The sequence below is a fragment of the Cyclobacterium xiamenense genome, assembly GCF_009467825.1.
Classification (GTDB): Bacteria; Bacteroidota; Bacteroidia; order Cytophagales; family Cyclobacteriaceae; genus Cyclobacterium; species Cyclobacterium xiamenense.
In genome coordinates, this window is record NZ_WIOK01000010.1 from 22,296 (window position 1) to 41,374 (window position 19,079).

The window sequence follows — 19,079 nt, forward strand, 5'->3', positions numbered from 1 at the left end:
ACAATGAAAAAAATTGGGATGCTTATCGCGCTCTGCCTGTGGATGTTTCAGGTACAGGCCGAGCTGAAATTACCGCGGGTATTTGCCGATCACATGGTATTGCAACGAGGGCAGGAGATTCCCGTTTGGGGTACGGCAGACCCCAGGCAACGGGTGATTGTCAGCTTTCAAGGGAAGGAATACCGGGTAAGGGCGGATAAAGCCGGCGCCTGGGAGCTCAAAATGGATGCACTTCCCAAAGGCGGCCCCTACACACTATTGGTGAGCACGCCCAAAGAATCCCTTGCCTACGAAAACGTGATGATGGGTGACGTGTGGTTGCTGGGAGGACAATCCAACATGGAGTGGGCCTTAAAAAACACCAATAACGGAGAAGACAGCATCAAGGTAGCCAATTACCCAAACATCCGGTTGTTTGAGGTGGGGCGAAACATGAGCCTGCAACCCCTCGACGACGTGGCAGAAGCCAAATGGTCCATTTGCACGCCGGCTTCCGTCGAAAATTTTTCTGCAATCGGGTATTATTTTGCGCGGCGAATGCAGGCAGATTTGGACGTTCCTATCGGCTTGTTGGATATCAATTGGGGAGGCACCGTTTCCGAAGCCTGGACGAGCGCAGAAGCGCTGGCCTCCCATGAAGACTTTAGTCAGCTAATCGCTACGAACCAGGCGGAAGGTCCCAGCGATTTCTCCGATCCCGAAGTCCGAAGACCGAACAACTGGCCCACGAGCCTGTATTATGGCATGCTGGAGCCGGTGATTCCCTTTGCCATCAAAGGTGCCCTTTGGTACCAGGGCGAGTCCAATGCCGGCAGGGCCTACCAATACCGGGAGATCTTTCCGCTGATGATCCAAGACTGGCGGCAACAATGGGGACAGGGAGATTTCCCTTTTATCTGGGTGCAATTGGCAAATTTCAAGCAGCCCAAAGAAAATCCCGAAGACAGCGATTGGGCGGAGTTGCGGGAGGCCCAGAGCATGACTCTTTCCCTTCCCAATACCGCACAAGCGGTCATTATTGACAAGGGCGAAGCAGACGATATCCACCCCAGGGACAAATGGACCGTCGCCGAAAGGCTGGCCCTTGCGGCGAAAAAAGTGGCCTACGGCATGGATCTGGTTTATAGCGGCCCTACCTTCAAATCCATGGAGATCCAGGGCGATCGGATCCGGATCAGTTTTGATCACCTGGGGTCCGGCTTATGGGTGAAGGACAAATACGGCTATGTGAAAGGCTTTGCGGTGGCAGGTTCTGATAAACAATTTCACTGGGTGAAAGGATACCAGGATGGAAATCAAGTCGTTTTGGAAACCGGAGATATCGCGCAACCGGTAGCAGTACGATACGGCTGGGCCGACAATCCAGACGACGTCAATCTGTACAACGAGGAAGGGCTTCCTGCCAATCCTTTCCGAACGGACGACTGGGAGGGAATCACCTATGGTAAAAAGTAACGGAGTCCCTGTCGGTTGAAACCAGTGCCTGGAAAATCCACGACCTGATCGGGAATTTCCAGGCGCTTTTTTGTTTACCAAAATTTTATCCGTTCCACTGCGTTTAGCAACTGGCGAATGTCCTCCGGAAATACATGACCAATGTGTCCAATACGAAACGTTGGAGCCTGTGAGACCTTTCCCGGATAGATGACAAATCCTTCCGATTTCAATAGGTTGTAGAGCTTTTCGAACGAGAAGTTTGGAGCATCCGGTTCACGGAAGGCGGTGATAATGGGCGATTGGTCCGTAGGGGGCAAAAAGGCCTGGATTCCCAAGGCTTCCATTCCCTGCACCAGAAGCCGGTGGTTTTCACAGTAGCGTCGGTACCTGGCCTCTACCCCGCCTTCTTCGTCCAATTCTGACAAGGCTTGCAAAAACGCCCGAACGGTATGGGTTGGGGAAGTAAACCGCCATTTGCCTTGGTTCGTCTCCATTGTTTTCCATTGATCGACCAGGTCCAGTGAATGGCTTTTTGAGTTTCCTTCGCAACCTTGGAGACGGGTGCGGTCGGCGAGCACAAAACCAAATCCCGGAACGCCCTGTATGCACTTATTGGCACTGCTGATGAGAAAGTCGATCTTTGGCGAACGCACATCCAGGGGGATGCCACCAAAACTGCTCATGGCATCCAGGATAAAGACCTTTTCCCACTTGCTTGCCAAATCTGCAATGGGGATGTATCGGTTCAGCATACCCGTGGTGGTTTCGCAATGCACCATGCCCAGGTGACTGATTTCCGGATGTTCCTGCAAGGTTTTTTCCACTACCTTTGGGTCCGGCTGGCTCCCCTCGGGGAAATTCAAAACCCGCAAACCGGCTCCCATTTGGGAAGCGATCTGCGCCATTCGCTTTCCATAGGCACCATTTGAAATTACCAACAACGAACTGTCCGGTTTCAGACAGGTCCAAAGAACGGCTTCCACCGAAAACGTGCCACTACCCTGCATCAACACAGAGGTATACGCTGTCCCCCCCTGGCTCAATTCCACCAATCTGGCTCGAATTTTCTGTACGAGACTATTGTAGTCGGAGTCCCAGGTACACCAGTCGCGGTTCATGGCCGCACGCACGGTCCTGCTGGTACTCAAGGGTCCGGGAGTAAGCAATAAATAGGGGTTTTCTGGTATCATCTTGAAGGTATTAGGCAAACATACGGATGCGAAAGATAAGCTTTCCGCCCAACAATTTCAGGAATCTGACTTAAATTTGTACCTTCCTCGGCGAACAGTTTACAATACCATGGATGATTTTATTTCAGGCATTCACAATTATTGTGACCGTTGGTGTGAACGATGCGTTTATACCGACAGGTGCAGGGTTTTTGCCACGGATAGAGAAGACCGGCAGGTAGCCAAAAGTGATCCGAAATGGGAAACATCTCTGGAACCTATTACCAAGACCCTGCAAGAGGCCCTAAAACTGCTAAATAAAATGGCCAGGGAAAAGGGCATTGACCTGACAAAAACGGATCCGGGATTTGAGAAAGAGCGGGCGGAACAGAAAACGGCGGTTGAAAAGCATCCCTTGACAAGAAAGTCCCTGGCTTATTTGGATCTTTCGCGGCAATGGCTGGAACAAGGACAGGTAAAGAGCTGCATGGATATGATTTTTAAGGAGGTGGAGCTGGGGATACGAACGATGCAGGAAGGAGAAAGGGATATATTGCGGGTAAGGGAAAGCCTGGAAGTAATTCGCTGGTACCAACATTTTATTGTTGCAAAAAGCCATCGGGCATTGATGGGAAAAGAGGGAGACTATGACAAGCAGCTTCCCGAGAAGGAGCGGGGTTACAATGGTACTGCCAAAATAACACGGATAGCCATTGAACGCTCCTTGCAGGCTTGGGCGACGCTGCTGGGCTTTTTTGAAGAAGAGGAAAGTGCCCTGTTCAGGGTAATGGCAGCTCTCCAGCAAGTACAGGAGCAATTGGCACAGACATTTCCAAATATGGACCTTTTTGTGAGGCCCGGATTCGATGAGTAGGCTTATACCACAAAAAGGCTGATGCTGAAATAATCACGGCTATCGGTAAAATGCTGCACGGAATGAAAGCCGGCGTTCTCGCGGATGTTTTCCAGGTCATCCAAGCTGTATTTCTGGGACACTTCCATGTGAATGGGTTCAAATGCCTTAAAATCGATGGTGTGTCCCGCCACCCGGACCTGTTGGGCCTGCTTGCTGATCAGATAACTGGTCGTGGCTCCAGAGACGGGATTGTAGCTGGCATAGTGGTCAAAATTAGCGGGAGTAAAGTTTGCTGCCAGTTCCCGGTTGATCCGGTCAAGTAGGTTTAGGTTAAATTGTTTGGTAATGCCGGCTGCATCGTCGTAGGCGGCCAGAATGGTTCGCGGGTTTTTCTTCAGGTCCACACCCAGCAGGAAGTGGTCTCCCTCGTTTAGGTACTTTTTGACAAAAGAAATAAATTCCAGGGCCTTTTCACCTTCAAAATTTCCAATGTTGGAGCCTAAAAACAAAATGATTTTGGGAGTTTTTCGTGTTTTTATGCTTTCCAGGGTATGGAAGTAGTCCCCTGGTATCGGTTCTACGGCCAGCTCCGGGATCCGTTGTTTCATAAAGTCCCGGTTGAATTCCAAAATGTCAGGAGAAATGTCCAATGGGAGGTAGCGAATGGTTTTTCCAGTCCGAATAAGGGCTTCCAGAAAGAGCGCGGTTTTGGTGCCATCTCCTGCCCCCAACTCGACCACCTCGTAGTTCGCTAGTGGTAGCTCTTTGAGGAGTTCGCTGGACTTTTGCTCTAAAATAGCGGTTTCGCAGGCCGGGAGGTAATACTCGGGTAGCTGCATGATTTGCTGAAAAAGCGCGGATCCTTTTTCATCGTAGAAATACTTGGAAAACAGTTTTTTCGGGGATGCGTTGAGTCCTTCGACCACGTCTTTTTCGAATGCAGTAGGCTTCATAGGGAATCGGCAAGTCTGATACCTGAAAAAATCCATCGGGAGGGAGGAGCAAAAAAGTTTCGGTAGCTGTTCCGGCTATGGTCCGCCGCGGTGGCCACGGATGCGCCCCTCAGTACCTGCTGGTTTACCATAAATTTGCCGTTGTATTCCCCCAAGGCGCCGGGAGCCTTATGAAAGCCGGGGTAGGGGAGGTAGGCACTGCCGGTCCATTCCCAGACCTGTCCCCAGGAAAATTGATCGGCAGCCGCTTCCCATTCAAACTCGGTAGGCAGTCTTTTTCCCTGCCATTCCGCAAATGCAAAGGCCTCGTAAAAACTAACGTGTTGGACGGGGGCAGTAGGATCTACGGGAACCAGTCCGTTCAACGTGTATTGCAGCCATTGTCCGTCCTGTTGGTGCCAGTACAGCGGCGCTGTCAGCTGATTGACTTTCAAGAAATCCCAGCCATCGGCATGCCATAGATTAAAATCCGAATAGGCACCGGATGCAATAAACTCCATGTATTCGCCATTGGTTACCAATTTGTTGGCAATCCGGTAGGGCTCCAGAAAGACCCGGTGCCGGGCCAACTCGTTGTCGTAGCAAAAGCCGTCTCCCTGGTAGCCGATCGAATAAATCCCTTCTTCCATGGGAACCCAGTTGAATTCCTGTTTTTCCGCATGTAGGCCGAAGGCCTCCCCGTAAACCGGAAAGGTGGGTTGGTGGCCCAGTATGTATTTGATGTCGTAGACCAGTAGTTCCTGGTGTTGTTGCTCGTGGTGAATGCCCAGCGTAAGGATCTCCAGGGCCCTGGCAGCTGTGCTACTGGAGGAAATAAAGTCCGTGACTGCCTGGGTTACGTGCGAACGGTAGTTCAAGACTTCCTGTACGGGAGGACGGCTCATCAGGCCCCTGTTGGGCCGCAGGATGCGCTTCCCGGCATTGTTGTAGTAGCTGTTGAATAGGTACGCGAAATCGGTATCGTAAACCCGGTAATCCGGATTGAAGGGACCCAGAAGAAACTGCTCAAAAAACCAGGTGGTGTGTGCCAGATGCCATTTTGGAGGAGAGACATCGACCATGGGCTGGGGTACATGGTCTTCCGGTGTTAGGGGAGCGCAGATTTGCTCCGTTTGGTGCCGACAGTCTTGAAATTGCCGAAGGAGGGTTTGTAAGGTGGATTCCGTTTGGATGGGTTTCATTGGCATACAATGACTGAGGTTTTTGGTAGCTGTTACGGATTTACCCAAACCAAAGCCAGGCGGGAACGTATGCGTGCTCCCCGCCTGATTTGTTTTTAGGAAGGCTTAAATTTAGTACCCTTCGTTAGAATACGAAATCAATTACTCATAAAGTTCGACGATCATGTCGATTTCCACCGCGATATTGTTGGGTAGTGAACTCATGCCGATTGCGGCCCGCGCATGCTTGCCCTTTTCGCCAAAAATCTCTACCATCAGGTCTGAAAAACCGTTGATTACCTGGGAGTGTTGCTTAAATGACGGATCGGCATTGACCATCCCTTGCGCGCGTACGATATTCTTCACGCGGTTGAGGTCGCCTATTTCGGCCTTTAGAGAAGAAAGCAGGGAGATACCGGTAAACCGCGCAGCTTCGATCCCTTCTTCCAATTCCAATTCCGAGCCCAATTTGCCGATTACCTGACTGCCATCGGGTCGATCCGGTCCATGTCCGGCCAGGTACACCAAATTCCCAACGGTCTTGGCCTTGAGGTAATTGGCCGTGGGCGGGTTGGGCAGGATCAGCTCGATGCCCAGATCGCGAAGGCGTTGTTCGGCGTCCAGGCCGTCACTCTTCTGTTGCGTAGGAGCGGGGTCTTCCTGTACCTCAGAGGTCGGTTGCGTGCAGGAAAAGAGTGTCAGGATTGACAATGACAGGAATAATGCATAGTTTTTCATACAATTACTGGTTTTAAAGGTGGTGAAATCCGGTCATTTTGGGTGGATGGTTCGTTTCTTTCATGCTGCTTACGTGGCCAGTGGAGGGCCAGACGGAACCATGATTCGTTCTCTTCTTGGCTGCGTTCCGGACTTTTTGGCGTTGAAACGAGCGGTTAGGTACTCTCCCATGAATACTTCTCCCTCCAGGCTTTCTCCCTGAAGCTTGCCGGTAAACATGAAGACCACCGAGTCGCCCGGTTTTCGGAAATTGCTTCGAAGGATAACCTTGTCTCCTTCGATACTTCCGTAGATGTCCTGCTTGGCGAAATCACTCATGTGTGTGCCGTTTAGCCAGTTCTCGTCCTGACTCAAGACCCACTGATGGGTACTTTTGCTGCTAAAGAAAGTCATTTCCACTTCCCAACTGCCACTGAGATCTCCAACCGGCGGGATCAGCGACTTGTCCGGAGCTTTTCGTTTTTCCGATAGTGTTTGGTGAATCCGGTCGGCGACTACTTTGGCTTCTCCCGCCTGCATTTGGTTGGGGCTGATGGTGATGGAGGTAAGCCCGTCCTGATTACGACTTCCCACGGCTATGCGTGGAGGGGTGCGACCAAAGCGCTCGGCCACTTCTTCGCCCGTTATCCGCAGCTGCTCCGGATCCCACAAGATTTGCAGCATGGGAGCTCGGTTGTTTAGGTCGAAGGGCTGGTTGATCTGAAAGCTGACCCCCTTGACCTTGGTTGCGCGGTCGGCGATCTGATTGAGCCATTCCATCCAGGTATCCCATTCTTTTTCGTGGTCACGGGTGGTCCAGGCTTCCACAGCGGCAAGCATGCCCAGCATTTCTTCCTTGCCCACTTTATTGTCTCGCCCTGGCCCATGATGAGGGGAGCTGGCCTGCCAGGCAGAAAGCATCAGGTCTTTTCTTCCCAATAACAGTCCGGCACACTGCGGTCCGCAAATGGCCTTTCCTCCGCTGTATGCCACCATGGTAGCGCCTCTTTCAAAGTGAACACAGGGAATCGTCAGATTTTCGGCAGCGGCATCCATTAGTATGGGTACCTCTTGGTCTTTGGCGATTCGGGCAATGTTCTCAAGTGACAACGGCTGTCCGGTAGCCGCTCCTCTCCCCGAGATCAGGTAGATCATTGCCGTTTTGGGATTAATGGCACGTTCCAACTCCTCGGGGCTATTGACTTCCACGATGGTCACTCCGACGTTTCGCACCGCGTGGTCGTAGACGTTACGCGAGTGTCGGGGAACGATCACTTCGGTTTTCTCCATTCCGGAGAGATCCGGGATACGCAGGAGTTTTTCCGGATTACCTCCTGTGACGCAGGCTGCGGTGGCGTGTTTCATGGCTGCTGCACAGCCAGCGGTGATGATGCCAAATTCCGCCTTGGTGATTTCCGCCAGCCTTTCTCCGATTGCAAAGGCCAATTCATCGTATTGTACAAAGTTTTTTCCCGCCGCCGCCATGGCCTGATGCACCTCGGGTCGCTCGATGGAGCCACCGATGATGGTAAAGGTGCCCCGGCAGTTGATGATGGGCTCCACACCCAGGGAGCGGTAAATGTTTTCGTCAAGGGCCAGTGGGCCGATAGGCTTTTTTCGCTTTTCCAGTAAGGGCGACATGCCCATTAGGCTTCCACCTACAGGCAGTATGGCCAGGTTTTTAATCATTTCTCGTCTATCCATAACATGTTTTCGTTATACGTTTTTGCTGTCAGACCATTCAGGTCGTACACGACCTTGCCACCTTTCATGGTCAGCTCTGCTTCCAATTTGTATTTTCCGGCAATCCGGTTTCCGGCAGCGTCAACGAAGCCGAATTCGCCTTCGTGCAGTTTCAGTAGGGCCAAATCCGCTACCGCTCCTTCGCTCAAATGCCCCAGGTCTGGTCGTTGTATGGCTTGGGCTGCCTGCCAGGAAGCCCGTTTGATGACTTCTTCTGTTTCCATACCCATGGCAATGAATTTGGACATCACATTCAGGATATTTTTCATTCCCGCGTTCATGCTAAACCGGTGCAGGTCTGTGCCGAAAGTATGGGGGACAAGGCCTTGCCGCAGGGCAGGAATGGCCTGACTAAACCAGAACCCGGCTCCGCCATGCCCCACATCGAAGATGATTCCCCGCTCGTAGGCCGTTTGTACGAAGGGTCGCAAGCGGCCTTTTTCATCGACGATGGGCATGCGCTCGTCAATCTCCTCAAAACTGTGGGTCAGGATATCTCCTGGCCGCATTTTTTCGAGCTGCTTGGCCAGGGTGTACTGCGGTAAATGGCATTCCACCAATAGCGGTTTTTTGGCCGTTTCTGCAGCCAGCAGCGCCCGGTCAAAGGGTAACCATTCCTCACCTGTGTAGTGGCCTATTTTTATGCCAACCAAATGATCCGGATACTTCTGGATCATTTTCACAGCCATTTCGGCATCCATGTCTTCCAGGTTTTCCTGGCTGGGATTGCCGCTCATGCCCGAACCGGCAATGTTTAAGAAGGCCAATACCCGGGTTTGGGAGGCGTCAATGACGTTTTTTTTGAAGGTCTCAAAGTTTCTCCACCCGGAAGTACCGGCATCCACTACCGTGGTGACACCCGAGCGAAACGAAAAGTCATCCGGCGAAACGCTGGAAAAACCATCCGCAAAGGTACGCGCCTTACTGCCTACAAATACGTGGGTGTGCGTATCGATGAGGCCTGGACATAGAATCAGCCCGGAAGCATCAATCACTTTCTTTGCCCGATCGGAACCGATGGAGGGGGCAACCTGCGCAATTTTTCCGTTCGCTATCCCCAGATCCAGGGTATCCTGCCGGGCATTTCTGGCATCGATCAGGTACGCGTTCTGGATCAATAGGTCAAATTCCTGACCGAAAAGGGGGATACCAAGGGTCATCCCAAGGAAAAACAGAACGCAATGTTTCATTCGTAGTGGGTTATCGGTTGCTAAGTTCGGATTCCCAGTAGGGTGCGCTCATACCATTTAGATCCCAGACAATTCTGCCTGCCCGCAAGGTGAGTTCGGTTTCCAATCGCTTATCTCCATCGATTTTTGTTCGCCGGATGTCCTGAAAGCCAAAGTTTCCTTCCACCAGGCGAAATACCGCAATGTCTGCTTCGGACCCTACGTCCAGGTTTCCCAAATCCTTTCGATTGATTACCTGTGCGGGCATCCAGGTGGCTCGTTCGATCACCTCTTCCAGGCTCAGTCCCATATTCATAAATTTGGACAATAGGTTGGCCATGTCTTTAAAGCCTCCATTCATGCTGTCTTTGTGCAGGTCTGAACTGATCACATCCGGCAAAAAGCCCTGCTCGATGGCGGGAATGGCTTGCCGAAAAGAAAAGGCACCGCCTCCATGGCCCACATCGAAGCGAATTCCTTTCTCCTGCGCCTGAAGAATAAAGGGTTTTAGTTTTAGCTGCTCATCTACTATGGTCTCCCGGTTGGCGGGTCCGTAGGAAAAGGTATGGGTAAAAATATCGCCCGGCCGCAGGTGTTCCATAAATAAGGATTCAATGGAATTAGGGGGTTGGTGCTCGCCAAAATCAACCATCACAGGTACCTGGGCCAGCTTTCCCGCTTCTACGGCGATGTCTACCTGGGTAAAATCTCCCCAGTAATGAGCGGATTTAATACCGACCAGGATGTCCGGATACAAGCGGCGAATCATGTTCGCCGTCATGGTCGGATTCATGTCCATCACATCTTGCTCTTCATACCTTCCGTACATGCCGGTGCCAACGATGTTTAAAAAAGCCAGTACCCGGGTTTGCGCCCGGTCGATGGTTTGTTTTTTGAACTGGCGGAAATTTCGCCATCCGGAAGACCCGGCATCGACCACGGTGGTAACGCCGGAGCGGAAGGTGAACCCATCTGGCGGAAGGCTGGTTAGACCATTGGCAATGTAGGAATCCGTATCGGCCCCGTGAAATACGTGTACGTGCATGTCTACCAGCCCCGGCGTAAGGTACAGTCCTTTAATGTCCAGGACTTTTTTTGCTGCACTGGCAGGAATGTTTTTTTCGACTTTTACGATCGTCTTGCCAGTGATGCCCAGGTCCATGGGTTCGTTAATCCCATTTTTGGGATCCAGTACGTGACCACCTTTTAGCAGCAGGTCAATGTCCTGTGCAAGGACCGATGTCGATAAAAACAGCAGCAATACGACAAGCACTTGCAGGCTGCGGCGCAGGGTATCGATAGAGAAGAGGAGTGCGTTCAAGGAGAAATGGATTTTGGGTGTAACAAGCAGTTAACGGTGGAATTTCTAACGAGAAGTACGGAAATATTGCAAAAAAAAATGTTTTAACAAAGCCCTATTTTATAAATAGACAGGCAAAAAGGACTTTCGCTTTTTATTGAGGATAAAAATAGTCAAATTAACGGCTTGCAAACCGAATTATATCCCGTCCTGCTATGAACACAGCAAATAATACACCCAAAAAGAACCTTCTGCAAAAAGTTTGGCTTTGGATGCTTGGAATTGGGCCTGGAATTTTCTGCATTGGCTACACGATTGGTACCGGTAGCGTCACATCCATGGCCAAGGCTGGCAGCCAATTTGGGATGCAGTTGCTCTGGGTATTGGTGCTCAGCTGCGTGTTTTCCTGGGTGCTGATGGAAGCCTATGGAAGGTACGCCGTTATCACCGGCCAAACGTCCATTTATAGCTTCAAAACCAAACTAAAGGGAGGGAAATGGATTTCTATCCTGGTGGTGGGAGGCATCATTTTGGCGCAGTGGAACTCCCTTTCCGGTATCCTGGGTTTGAGTGCCAATGCTATTTACGAGATGGTTGTGTTGTTTTTTCCGGGCGTTTCGGGAGATTCCTATTGGCCGGTGCTGGGCATTGCCATTGGGTTGATCGTCTTAATGTATGCCTTGCTGTTGGTGGGCCAGTATTCGTTTTTCGAAAAGGTATTGATCGTGTTTGTGACGGTCATGGGGATTTCGTTCATCATTTCCATGTTTGTGGTATTGCCGGACCCGGGGCAAATGCTTGCTGGACTTGTCCCCTCTGTTCCAGATGTGGCGGGCGGAAAACTCCTGGTAGCGGCTTTCGTGGGGACTACCATGGCAGCTCCTACCTTCGTTGTACGGCCCTTGTTGATGAAGGGAAAAGGCTGGGGCCCTAGCCATACGGCCGAACAATCCAAAGATGCCTGGATAAGCGCATTGCTTATGCTGGTTATTAACTTGTCGATCATGGCAGCTGCCACCGGGGCGCTGTATGCGGAAGGTAAGACCATCGAAAAAGTGATGGACATGGTGTACACCCTGGAGCCGGTGGCAGGGAAATTTGCCGTGGCCCTCTTTATGACCGGAGCACTGAGTGCCGGTCTCTCGTCTGTTTTTCCGATCTTGATGGTGGCCCCGCTGTTGGTGGCTGATTACAAAGAGGGAGAACTGGATACGCGTTCCCGCCGATTCAAAATATTGACGGGGTTTGCCTGCCTGGTTGGGCTAACGGTTCCTATCTTGGGAGCAAATCCAATTTTTGCCCAAATAGTAACACAGGTGGCGGCGGTATTCGTATTGCCGCTGGTGATTGCCTGCATGCTTTACCTTATCAATCAAAAACAGCTGATGGGCACCCATCGCGCAGGCATCTGGCTCAATCTGGGCCTGGTAGCATCTTTGGTTTTTGCCTGCATCATTTCCTACACGGGGTATTTGGCCTTGATGGAATTGGTCAGGGGGTAATTCCCAGTTTCTACGGAGTATCGGAGCGCAGCGCGGCTACCTCTTCGGGCAGGACTGCACCGGCCTGATTGCCGAAATTCTCCCGGATAAAGGTGAGTACACTTGCAATTTGTGTATCGTCGAGGAATCCATGGGCTGGCATGACGTTGTCGTATCGTTCGCCGTTCACTTCTATTTCCCCATCCAATCCCTGAAGTACGATCCGAATCAGGCGTTCTTTGTCACCCGAGACCCAGTCGGTCTGGTGGAGTCCAGGTATTCTTCCGCTGGCTCCTTTTCCATCCCGCTGGTGACAGGGTGCGCAATAGGTGGAGTAGACTTTATTTCCGGTTGGCTGTTGCCCTCGGTCGAGGTTGTCTTTTTCCGGATCGGGTCTGCGTACATTTGGCAGTAGTTTTTGCTCCTCCATGGCGGCGAGTTGCGCATCCCCAAAATTGGTTTTATCTCCGGTGTACAGAATGCGCCAGATTCGTCCCTTGTTGGAATCCGAAATGTAGAGCGAGCCGTCCGGGCCTTCGGCGAGTCCCATGGGGCGAAATTCGGCATCACTTACGTTGACGATGGGGTCGGTTCCTGCAAATCCATTGGCGAAAACTTCCCATTCCCCGGTGGCTTGTCCGTTTTCAAAAGGGACAAAGGCCACAAAATAGCCGGACTGTGGATAGGGGGCTCTGTTGGTGGACCCGTGGAAGGCGACAAAAGCCCCTCCCTTGTACCGTTCCGGAAACTGATCGCCTTTATAAAACAGCAAATCGTTGGGAGCCCAGTGACCCGGAAAACCCATCACCGGATCGTCCATCCCTTCACACCTCCCGGTTATTTTTCCATCCCCCCCGTATTCGGGAGCCAGCACTTTTTTCCCTTGTATATGGTCGTAATAGCAATAGGGCCAGCCGTAATCTCCCCCTTCTCGTACCCGGATAAATTCCTCCGACGGCAAAATTGCGCTCTCCCAGGGGGTAAATGTTTCGGGATACAACAGGTGCAGGTTGTCCCGGCCATGCATGAGCAGGTACAGTTCTTCGTCTTCGGGATGGTAATCCATGGCTACTACGCTGCGAATACCGGTCGCATACAATTCACCATCCTTTTGGGTCATACCCAGTTTGTCTTTCGGAAACTTCCATACCCCGCCGTGTTCGATTAGTTCGGGGCAGGGGTCCAGGCCCTCGGAGCCCGGTATGCCCCCCGGTTTATTCACCAGGTCCTGGCAGGCATTGGAGGGGCTGCCGAAGGGAACGTATAAGTTGCCTTCGTTGTCAAAGGACATCGGTTTGGTGATGTGCCAGTGAATCCCGTGTTCGTGGTCATCGGTCAGCACCACCTCCATGGGGCTATCCGGAACCAGTTTTCCAGGCTCAAGTCGGCTGCGGTACACCACCCTTGCGGCGCTGTAGTAGAGGTAGCCCTCGTGAATTCGCATGCCGTTGGCCAGGCTCCCTTCGTCTTTGTATGCACCGAAATAGCGGATGATATCTGCTTTTCCGTCTCCGGTGGTATCCCGAAGTGCCACGTTGCTACCGGTCTCTTTTGCATACCGCAGTTTTACATAAATGTCCCCATTATCATTGACAGCAAGATGCCTCCCCCGCCCGATGCTATCTACTACGACCAGGGCGCCAAATCCTTCCGGAAGCGTAAGTCCGCCATTGTCCGCATCTGCGATTGGAAGCGGGGCCTGGCAGGAGGAAACACAAAAAGTAAGGAGTGCCAGGCTGAAGAAAAAACAATAACAACTGGAAAGTGAGTGATTCATAGCTTCGTAGCAAATTTTTGGGGATAATTAGTAAAAAATGCGCAGGAATACAATAGAAGGTTATGCGAAATGCTAAAAATTGGAATAATCCAATAAATACGGGGCGTTTTTGAATGGCTATTCGGTTTTAGTATCGAAATAAAATGCAAGGTTTTACTGAAAAAATCGCCTATAATATCTCTTAAAAGTGACTTGACTTAATGAAAATAGTTAAAGAGTTAGGCGATTGCTTTGACTGGTTTTTCAAATGAAGTGTGCACAAAGATTAAAAAAATTATTTCAAAGGTGATTCGGTTGCTTGTTAATTAAATTTTACTTAATATTAGCCCCAAAATCACCCCGAGCTAGCCAGCCTATCAGACCTTATTGTGTAAGATTTGTGTGAAAATCAAATTCTCAAGAATAAGAATGATACAAAAAACTACAAATTAAAAGGTATTTGTTTTCGGAGCGTTTCCGGAAGGGTACTGTCGATTTCCGACAGTGACGGTTACAGTTAAACTATTGGAACACATTCCAACATCCAATTCAATCAATTGTTTATTTACTTATGAAAAGAAGTTTACTAGTTTTATTTCTGGCCTTGTTTGCCTTTCAAGGCATGGCTCAGGAACGAACGGTCACGGGAACCGTGACCGATGCAGATGCGGACGCCCCCTTGCCGGGAGTCAGCATATTGATCAAAGGGACCAATACAGGTACCATCACGGATATTGATGGGCAATACAGCATCAGTGTACCTGGTTCATCGGCCACGCTGGTCTTTTCTTATTTGGGATACGGGCAACAGGAACGAGCGGTTGGAAACAACAGCGAGATCAATGTTTCTCTGGCAGCAGAAGAGTCAGCGCTATCCGAGGTGGTGGTGACGGCATTTGGTCTGGAAAGAGAAAAGAAAGCGCTTACCTACACGGTGCAGGACGTTAAAACAGAGGAGCTGTCTCAAGCTCGGGAATTGAACGTAATGAACTCACTTTCCGGGAAGGTAGCAGGTTTGTCCATCAACCGATCCGGTAGTGGTGTAGGATCTCCTACACGTGTTATTCTAAGAGGAAATCGGTCGATAACCGGTAACAGCCAGCCGCTCTACATTGTGGACGGTGTGCCTGCCGCCGGGATCGAAAATCTGAATCCAGACGATATTGAGAGCATCAACGTACTGAAAGGACCAAACGCAGCTGCCTTGTACGGTAGCCGTGCCAACAACGGCGCGATTGTGGTAAACACCAAACGTGGACGTGAAGGTGGGTTTCAAGTCAATGTGAACACTTCGTACATGTTCGACACGCCCATATTGCTTACTAATTTCCAAAACGAATTTGGACAAGGAAGTGGAGGCGTATACTCGCCAGCGTCGGAGTTTTCCTGGGGACCCAGAATGGACGGATCTTCCGTGCCGTTTTGGTCGCCTGACCCCAATAGCGGAATTGATAACTATCCGTTCTCTCCACAGCCAAATAACGTGAGTGATTTCTACCAAACCGGTCACAACTTTGCTACCACGCTAACCGTCAGTGGAGGAAATGAAAAGAATCAGACGTATTTTTCCTACACCTTTAATGATGCTGCCGGCGTTGTTCCGGGAAATGCGCTCGGAAGGCATAGTGTTAACTTACGACTTACAAACAAGCTGACGGATCGGTTGACCTTGGATTCGAAGATAAACTATATCAAACAAGACATCGATAATCAGTTAACCCAGGGTGAAAATTACTCCAACCCCACCCGGCATATTCTACGACTCCCGCGAAATATTCGCACCGAAGACATTTCCAACTTCGAATTCGTAAACGAGGCAGGACTGTTGCGACAAAACTATTTCAATCCAGGCTCCAACGGTGGTGCCAACCCTTATTGGGCGGCAAATCGCAATTTGCGTAGAAATACCCTGGATAGAATCATCGCATTTACTTCGTTGAACTATGAACTGGCAGAGGGCCTGAACGTGCTTGCTCGGGCAGCCTTAGATCGATCTACTGGAGATAGCGAGGAAAAGTTGTGGGCAGATTCGTACATCATCGCTCAGGGCGGAAGGTACTCTGTAGGCTTTTCTGAGAGCATGGAGATCAACACAGATTTCTTGATTACCTATGAGAAGTCACTCAATCAGGATTGGTATTTCAACGTCAATGCTGGAGGAAACGCGCGAATCAACCGAAATTCCGGGCTTAATTCCAACACCGGTCCTCAGTTAACGATTCCCAACTTCTTTGCGTTGAGCAATACGCAGCAAGTGCTTTCTACGCACAACGTAGGTGCTCCAAGGAATGTGAATTCCCTGTATGGTTTTGGCCAGTTGGCGTGGAAAAACTCCATCTTTTTGGATATTACTGCCAGAAATGACTGGTCATCCACCTTACCTCGTGCCAACTGGTCCTTCTTCTATCCCTCTGTTGGTTTGAACGCGGTCCTTTCTGACCTGATAGTATTCCCAGAGTGGTTCACCTTTGCTAAAGTAAGAGGTTCCTTCGCAGAAGTGGGTAACGATACAAGCCCTTATCAATTGCAGCGTACGGCTTCTCTGGCTGCCGGTGGATTGGGTGGATACCTGTCGTTGAGCACCACGCTTCCCAACGAGAACCTGTTGCCTGAAACCACACAGTCGATAGAGATTGGGGCTGATATGCGTTTCCTCGACAACCGAATCGGGCTGGACTTCACCTACTACAGGACGAATTCCTTTAATCAGCTGTTTACCGTTGCGCTGCCGGTAGGTTCTGGGGCTTCCCAGTTTTTCACCAACGGAGGAAACGTACAGAATACCGGTGTAGAGACCGTCCTGACATTGACTCCGGTTCGCAAATCGGATTTCAACTGGGATATCTCGATGAATTTTGCCAGAAACATCCCGTTGGTGGTAGAGATCAATGATGACCGTCCAAGCGTTCAAATCGGAGGTGATTTCCTTCGTCGGTATCGTGTAGAAGAAGGGCGACCTTTTGGTGAAGTGTATTCCAGAGGCTACCTCAGGGATGAGCAGGGTAGGGTTATTGTTGGTGCGAATGGCGTTCCAAGAACGACCCCAGGATTTACGGTTAATGTAGCCAACTACAATCCAAGATGGCTGGGAGGAATTCAAAATTCATTTACCTACAAAAACTTCCGGGCTAACTTTACGATTGACTTCCGGGAAGGTGGAAGCATTGCCTCACTTACCAATGCGATCATCTATGCAGACGGTGTGACCGAGGAGACGCTTGAAGGAAGAGAAGGAGGTTTGATATTTGGTGAGAATTTCATGACTCACGAGACTGCAGTGCTTGAATCGGGAGAACCCAACAATATTCCTATCACTGCAGAGCAGTTCTGGGTAAACATGGGCGGTCGAAATGCCCCTATCGGCGAGGTTTTCTCTTATTCTGCCACCAACATACGGATGAGAGAGGCCGTAATCGGTTATACCATTCCTTCGAGCAAACTGGGTAATCTGCCCATTCGTTCGCTGGGTATTAACTTTGTTGCCCGAAACTTGTTCTTCTTCTTGAACGAGGCTGGGAACATTGATCCCGATGTGACCGTTGGAACCGGAGCTGCTGCAGAAGGATTTGATTCCTTTGGTCCTCCAACTGCAAGGTCGTATGGCTTCAATCTTAATATTGGACTCTAAAAACATTAATTTCAAGACTATGAAAATATTTAAAATATCTTTAGGGATAGTTTTCTCTATCGCGGTCTTTGTGTCCTGTACCGAAGATTTTGAGGAAATCAATACGCCCCCTAATGCGATTATCGCGTCGAATGTAGACGCAGGACTGTTGGGGCAAGCATTTGCCAACGCCCAAATGAGGTCCATGAGAGGTGCGCCGGGTGGAGGAGCAGGTGGTTTTCAGCTTGCACAAAGTTTGTTTGCAGACATCTATTCTCAGTATTTCGCCAATACCGCAACAAACTTTGATTCCGATCGGCACATCCAGGTAGGTGGCTGGTCAAATGGTGTGTGGAATTATTTCTACCAGCAGGCTGCTCCTTTGCTTCAGTTTGTAGTGGACTTCACCGAAGAGAATGGAATGGAGGTTGAGAATGCCATTGGACGCGTTTTAAAGGTGCATGCGTACCAACGTCACACCGACTATTGGGGACCGATCATTTACTCCGAATTTGGTAATGGAGAGACCAGTGTAAACTACGATACGCAGGAATCTGTGTACCGAGATTTTTTCAACCAGTTGGATATCGCAGTGAATGCACTGAAGGCAAATCCGGGAGCAAGGGCTTTTGTAGGCCACGATCAGGTCTACGCAGGCAATGCCGATCAATGGCTTACCTTTGCGAATTCCCTACGCCTTCGGGTAGCGATGCGGGTGAAATACGTAGATCCAGCCTTGGCGAAAGCAGAAGCCGAAAAGGCCGTAGCCGATGGGGTGATGATGAGCAATGCTGACAATGCCGCTGTGTTGACCACACCGTTTTCCCGACACCCCTACTGGACAATTACCAACTGGGGTGAGTTTCGAATGAGCGCCTTGATGGAGAGTATCCTTTCCGGGTACGAAGACCCCCGCCTGCAAATCTATTTCAGTCAAACGGACGACTTTACTACTTCTGGAGAAGGGAAGCCCTACCGCGGGCTTAGAAATGGGCTACCGCGTGCAGACCTGGACCAGGGAGCACTTAACCGGGCCTTCTCCGATATGGGCGTTCGCTGGCTAAATGAAGTAAGAGGTGGAAGCGCCGCCGGTCCTGAATTCCGCATGATGTGCGCGGCCGAAGTGTACTTCCTACGTGCCGAAGGTGCGCTGGAAGGTTGGGCAATGGGCGGTACCGCAAAAGAACTCTACGAGAAAGGAATCGAGATGTCCATGACCGAAGAGCGCATTGCGGCTACGCCGGAACAAGTCGCAGCCTATACGGCGAGCATGAGCATGCCAGCTCCGGTTGTGTATCCGGAAAACTCTGCCTGGAACCTGCCCGGATCTTCAGACATTCCGGTTGCTTTTCTTGAGAATGGCGACATGGAAAGCCAGCTTGAGCAAATCATCACGCAGAAATGGATTGCGATCTATCCAGATGGCTGGGAAGCCTGGACCGAACTTAGAAGAACCGGTTATCCTGATCCTTATCCCCGCGTTGCTTCGGATAACGTAGACGTACCGAGGGATGAAATTATGGCGCGGTTGATTTTCGTAGAGGGCGAGTACAACTCCAATCGCGAGGCAGTTGAAGCAGCTACGCAACTTCCGGAGTTGACTTCCAGAGGCGGCGACACCAATGCCACCCGACTGTGGTGGGATGCGAAGCAGAACAAGCCTTGGTAATCAAGCGAGTAAAAGACGTATACTAGTTAAAAAAAGTGCCGCAACTCGTGGCACTTTTTTAC

13 protein-coding genes are annotated in these 19,079 nt (G+C 50.6%); 5 read left to right on the forward strand and 8 right to left on the reverse strand.

Annotation, left to right across the window (positions count from 1 at the left end; translation table 11 throughout):
- Positions 1-3 precede the first annotated feature (3 nt).
- A complete protein-coding gene (locus GCU44_RS09360; RefSeq protein WP_154856185.1) occupies positions 4-1,455 on the forward strand; it encodes a sialate O-acetylesterase in 1,452 nt (483 codons plus the stop codon).
- 74 nt (positions 1,456-1,529) lie between these two features.
- Here GCU44_RS09360 and phnW read toward each other — a convergent pair whose 3' ends face one another.
- On the reverse strand, positions 1,530-2,627 hold the full coding sequence (gene phnW, locus GCU44_RS09365; RefSeq protein ID WP_154856186.1) for a 2-aminoethylphosphonate--pyruvate transaminase: 1,098 nt from the start codon (positions 2,625-2,627) through the stop codon (positions 1,530-1,532).
- Positions 2,628-2,736: 109 nt separating this feature from the next.
- Between phnW and GCU44_RS09370 the strand changes: the two genes are divergently transcribed.
- On the forward strand, positions 2,737-3,480 hold the full coding sequence (locus tag GCU44_RS09370) for a hypothetical protein (protein ID WP_154856187.1): 744 nt from the start codon (positions 2,737-2,739) through the stop codon (positions 3,478-3,480).
- A gap of 2 nt (positions 3,481-3,482) precedes the next feature.
- On the opposite strand, the gene egtD is transcribed toward GCU44_RS09370, so the two are convergent.
- The 6 genes from egtD to GCU44_RS09400 form a co-directional block, all read right to left on the reverse strand.
- Positions 3,483-4,415, reverse strand: a complete 933-nt coding sequence (gene egtD, locus GCU44_RS09375; RefSeq protein ID WP_154856188.1) for an L-histidine N(alpha)-methyltransferase — start codon at positions 4,413-4,415, stop codon at positions 3,483-3,485.
- The gene (gene egtB / locus GCU44_RS09380; protein WP_154856283.1) at positions 4,412-5,596 is read right to left on the reverse strand and encodes an ergothioneine biosynthesis protein EgtB; all 1,185 of its coding nucleotides are present in this window, start codon (positions 5,594-5,596) and stop codon (positions 4,412-4,414) included. The genes egtD and egtB overlap by 4 nt, the downstream gene beginning before the upstream one ends.
- Before the next feature lie 141 nt (positions 5,597-5,737).
- Complete coding sequence (locus GCU44_RS09385) at positions 5,738-6,313, reverse strand: RidA family protein (protein WP_154856189.1); 576 nt, start codon at positions 6,311-6,313, stop codon at positions 5,738-5,740.
- A 69-nt stretch (positions 6,314-6,382) separates the two neighbouring features.
- The gene (locus GCU44_RS09390; RefSeq protein WP_154856190.1) at positions 6,383-7,996 is read right to left on the reverse strand and encodes an aminotransferase class V-fold PLP-dependent enzyme; all 1,614 of its coding nucleotides are present in this window, start codon (positions 7,994-7,996) and stop codon (positions 6,383-6,385) included.
- A complete protein-coding gene (locus GCU44_RS09395; RefSeq protein ID WP_154856191.1) occupies positions 7,978-9,225 on the reverse strand; it encodes an amidohydrolase/deacetylase family metallohydrolase in 1,248 nt (415 codons plus the stop codon). The genes GCU44_RS09390 and GCU44_RS09395 overlap by 19 nt, the downstream gene beginning before the upstream one ends.
- A gap of 10 nt (positions 9,226-9,235) precedes the next feature.
- Entirely contained in the window at positions 9,236-10,525 is a 1,290-nt protein-coding gene (locus GCU44_RS09400; protein ID WP_241684887.1) for an amidohydrolase/deacetylase family metallohydrolase, read from the reverse strand.
- A 194-nt stretch (positions 10,526-10,719) separates the two neighbouring features.
- On the opposite strand from GCU44_RS09400, the gene GCU44_RS09405 reads away from it, so the two are divergent.
- On the forward strand, positions 10,720-12,006 hold the full coding sequence (locus GCU44_RS09405) for an Nramp family divalent metal transporter (protein ID WP_092172915.1): 1,287 nt from the start codon (positions 10,720-10,722) through the stop codon (positions 12,004-12,006).
- A 10-nt stretch (positions 12,007-12,016) separates the two neighbouring features.
- Here GCU44_RS09405 and GCU44_RS09410 read toward each other — a convergent pair whose 3' ends face one another.
- Positions 12,017-13,762: a PQQ-dependent sugar dehydrogenase gene (locus GCU44_RS09410; protein WP_154856193.1), complete on the reverse strand. Its 1,746-nt coding sequence runs from the start codon at positions 13,760-13,762 to the stop codon at positions 12,017-12,019.
- A gap of 550 nt (positions 13,763-14,312) precedes the next feature.
- Here GCU44_RS09410 and GCU44_RS09415 point away from each other — a divergent pair.
- Positions 14,313-17,369, forward strand: coding sequence for a SusC/RagA family TonB-linked outer membrane protein (locus GCU44_RS09415; RefSeq protein WP_154856194.1), 3,057 nt, complete (start codon positions 14,313-14,315; stop codon positions 17,367-17,369).
- 19 nt (positions 17,370-17,388) lie between these two features.
- Positions 17,389-19,017, forward strand: a complete 1,629-nt coding sequence (locus tag GCU44_RS09420) for a SusD/RagB family nutrient-binding outer membrane lipoprotein (protein WP_154856195.1) — start codon at positions 17,389-17,391, stop codon at positions 19,015-19,017.
- Positions 19,018-19,079: the final 62 nt, after the last annotated feature.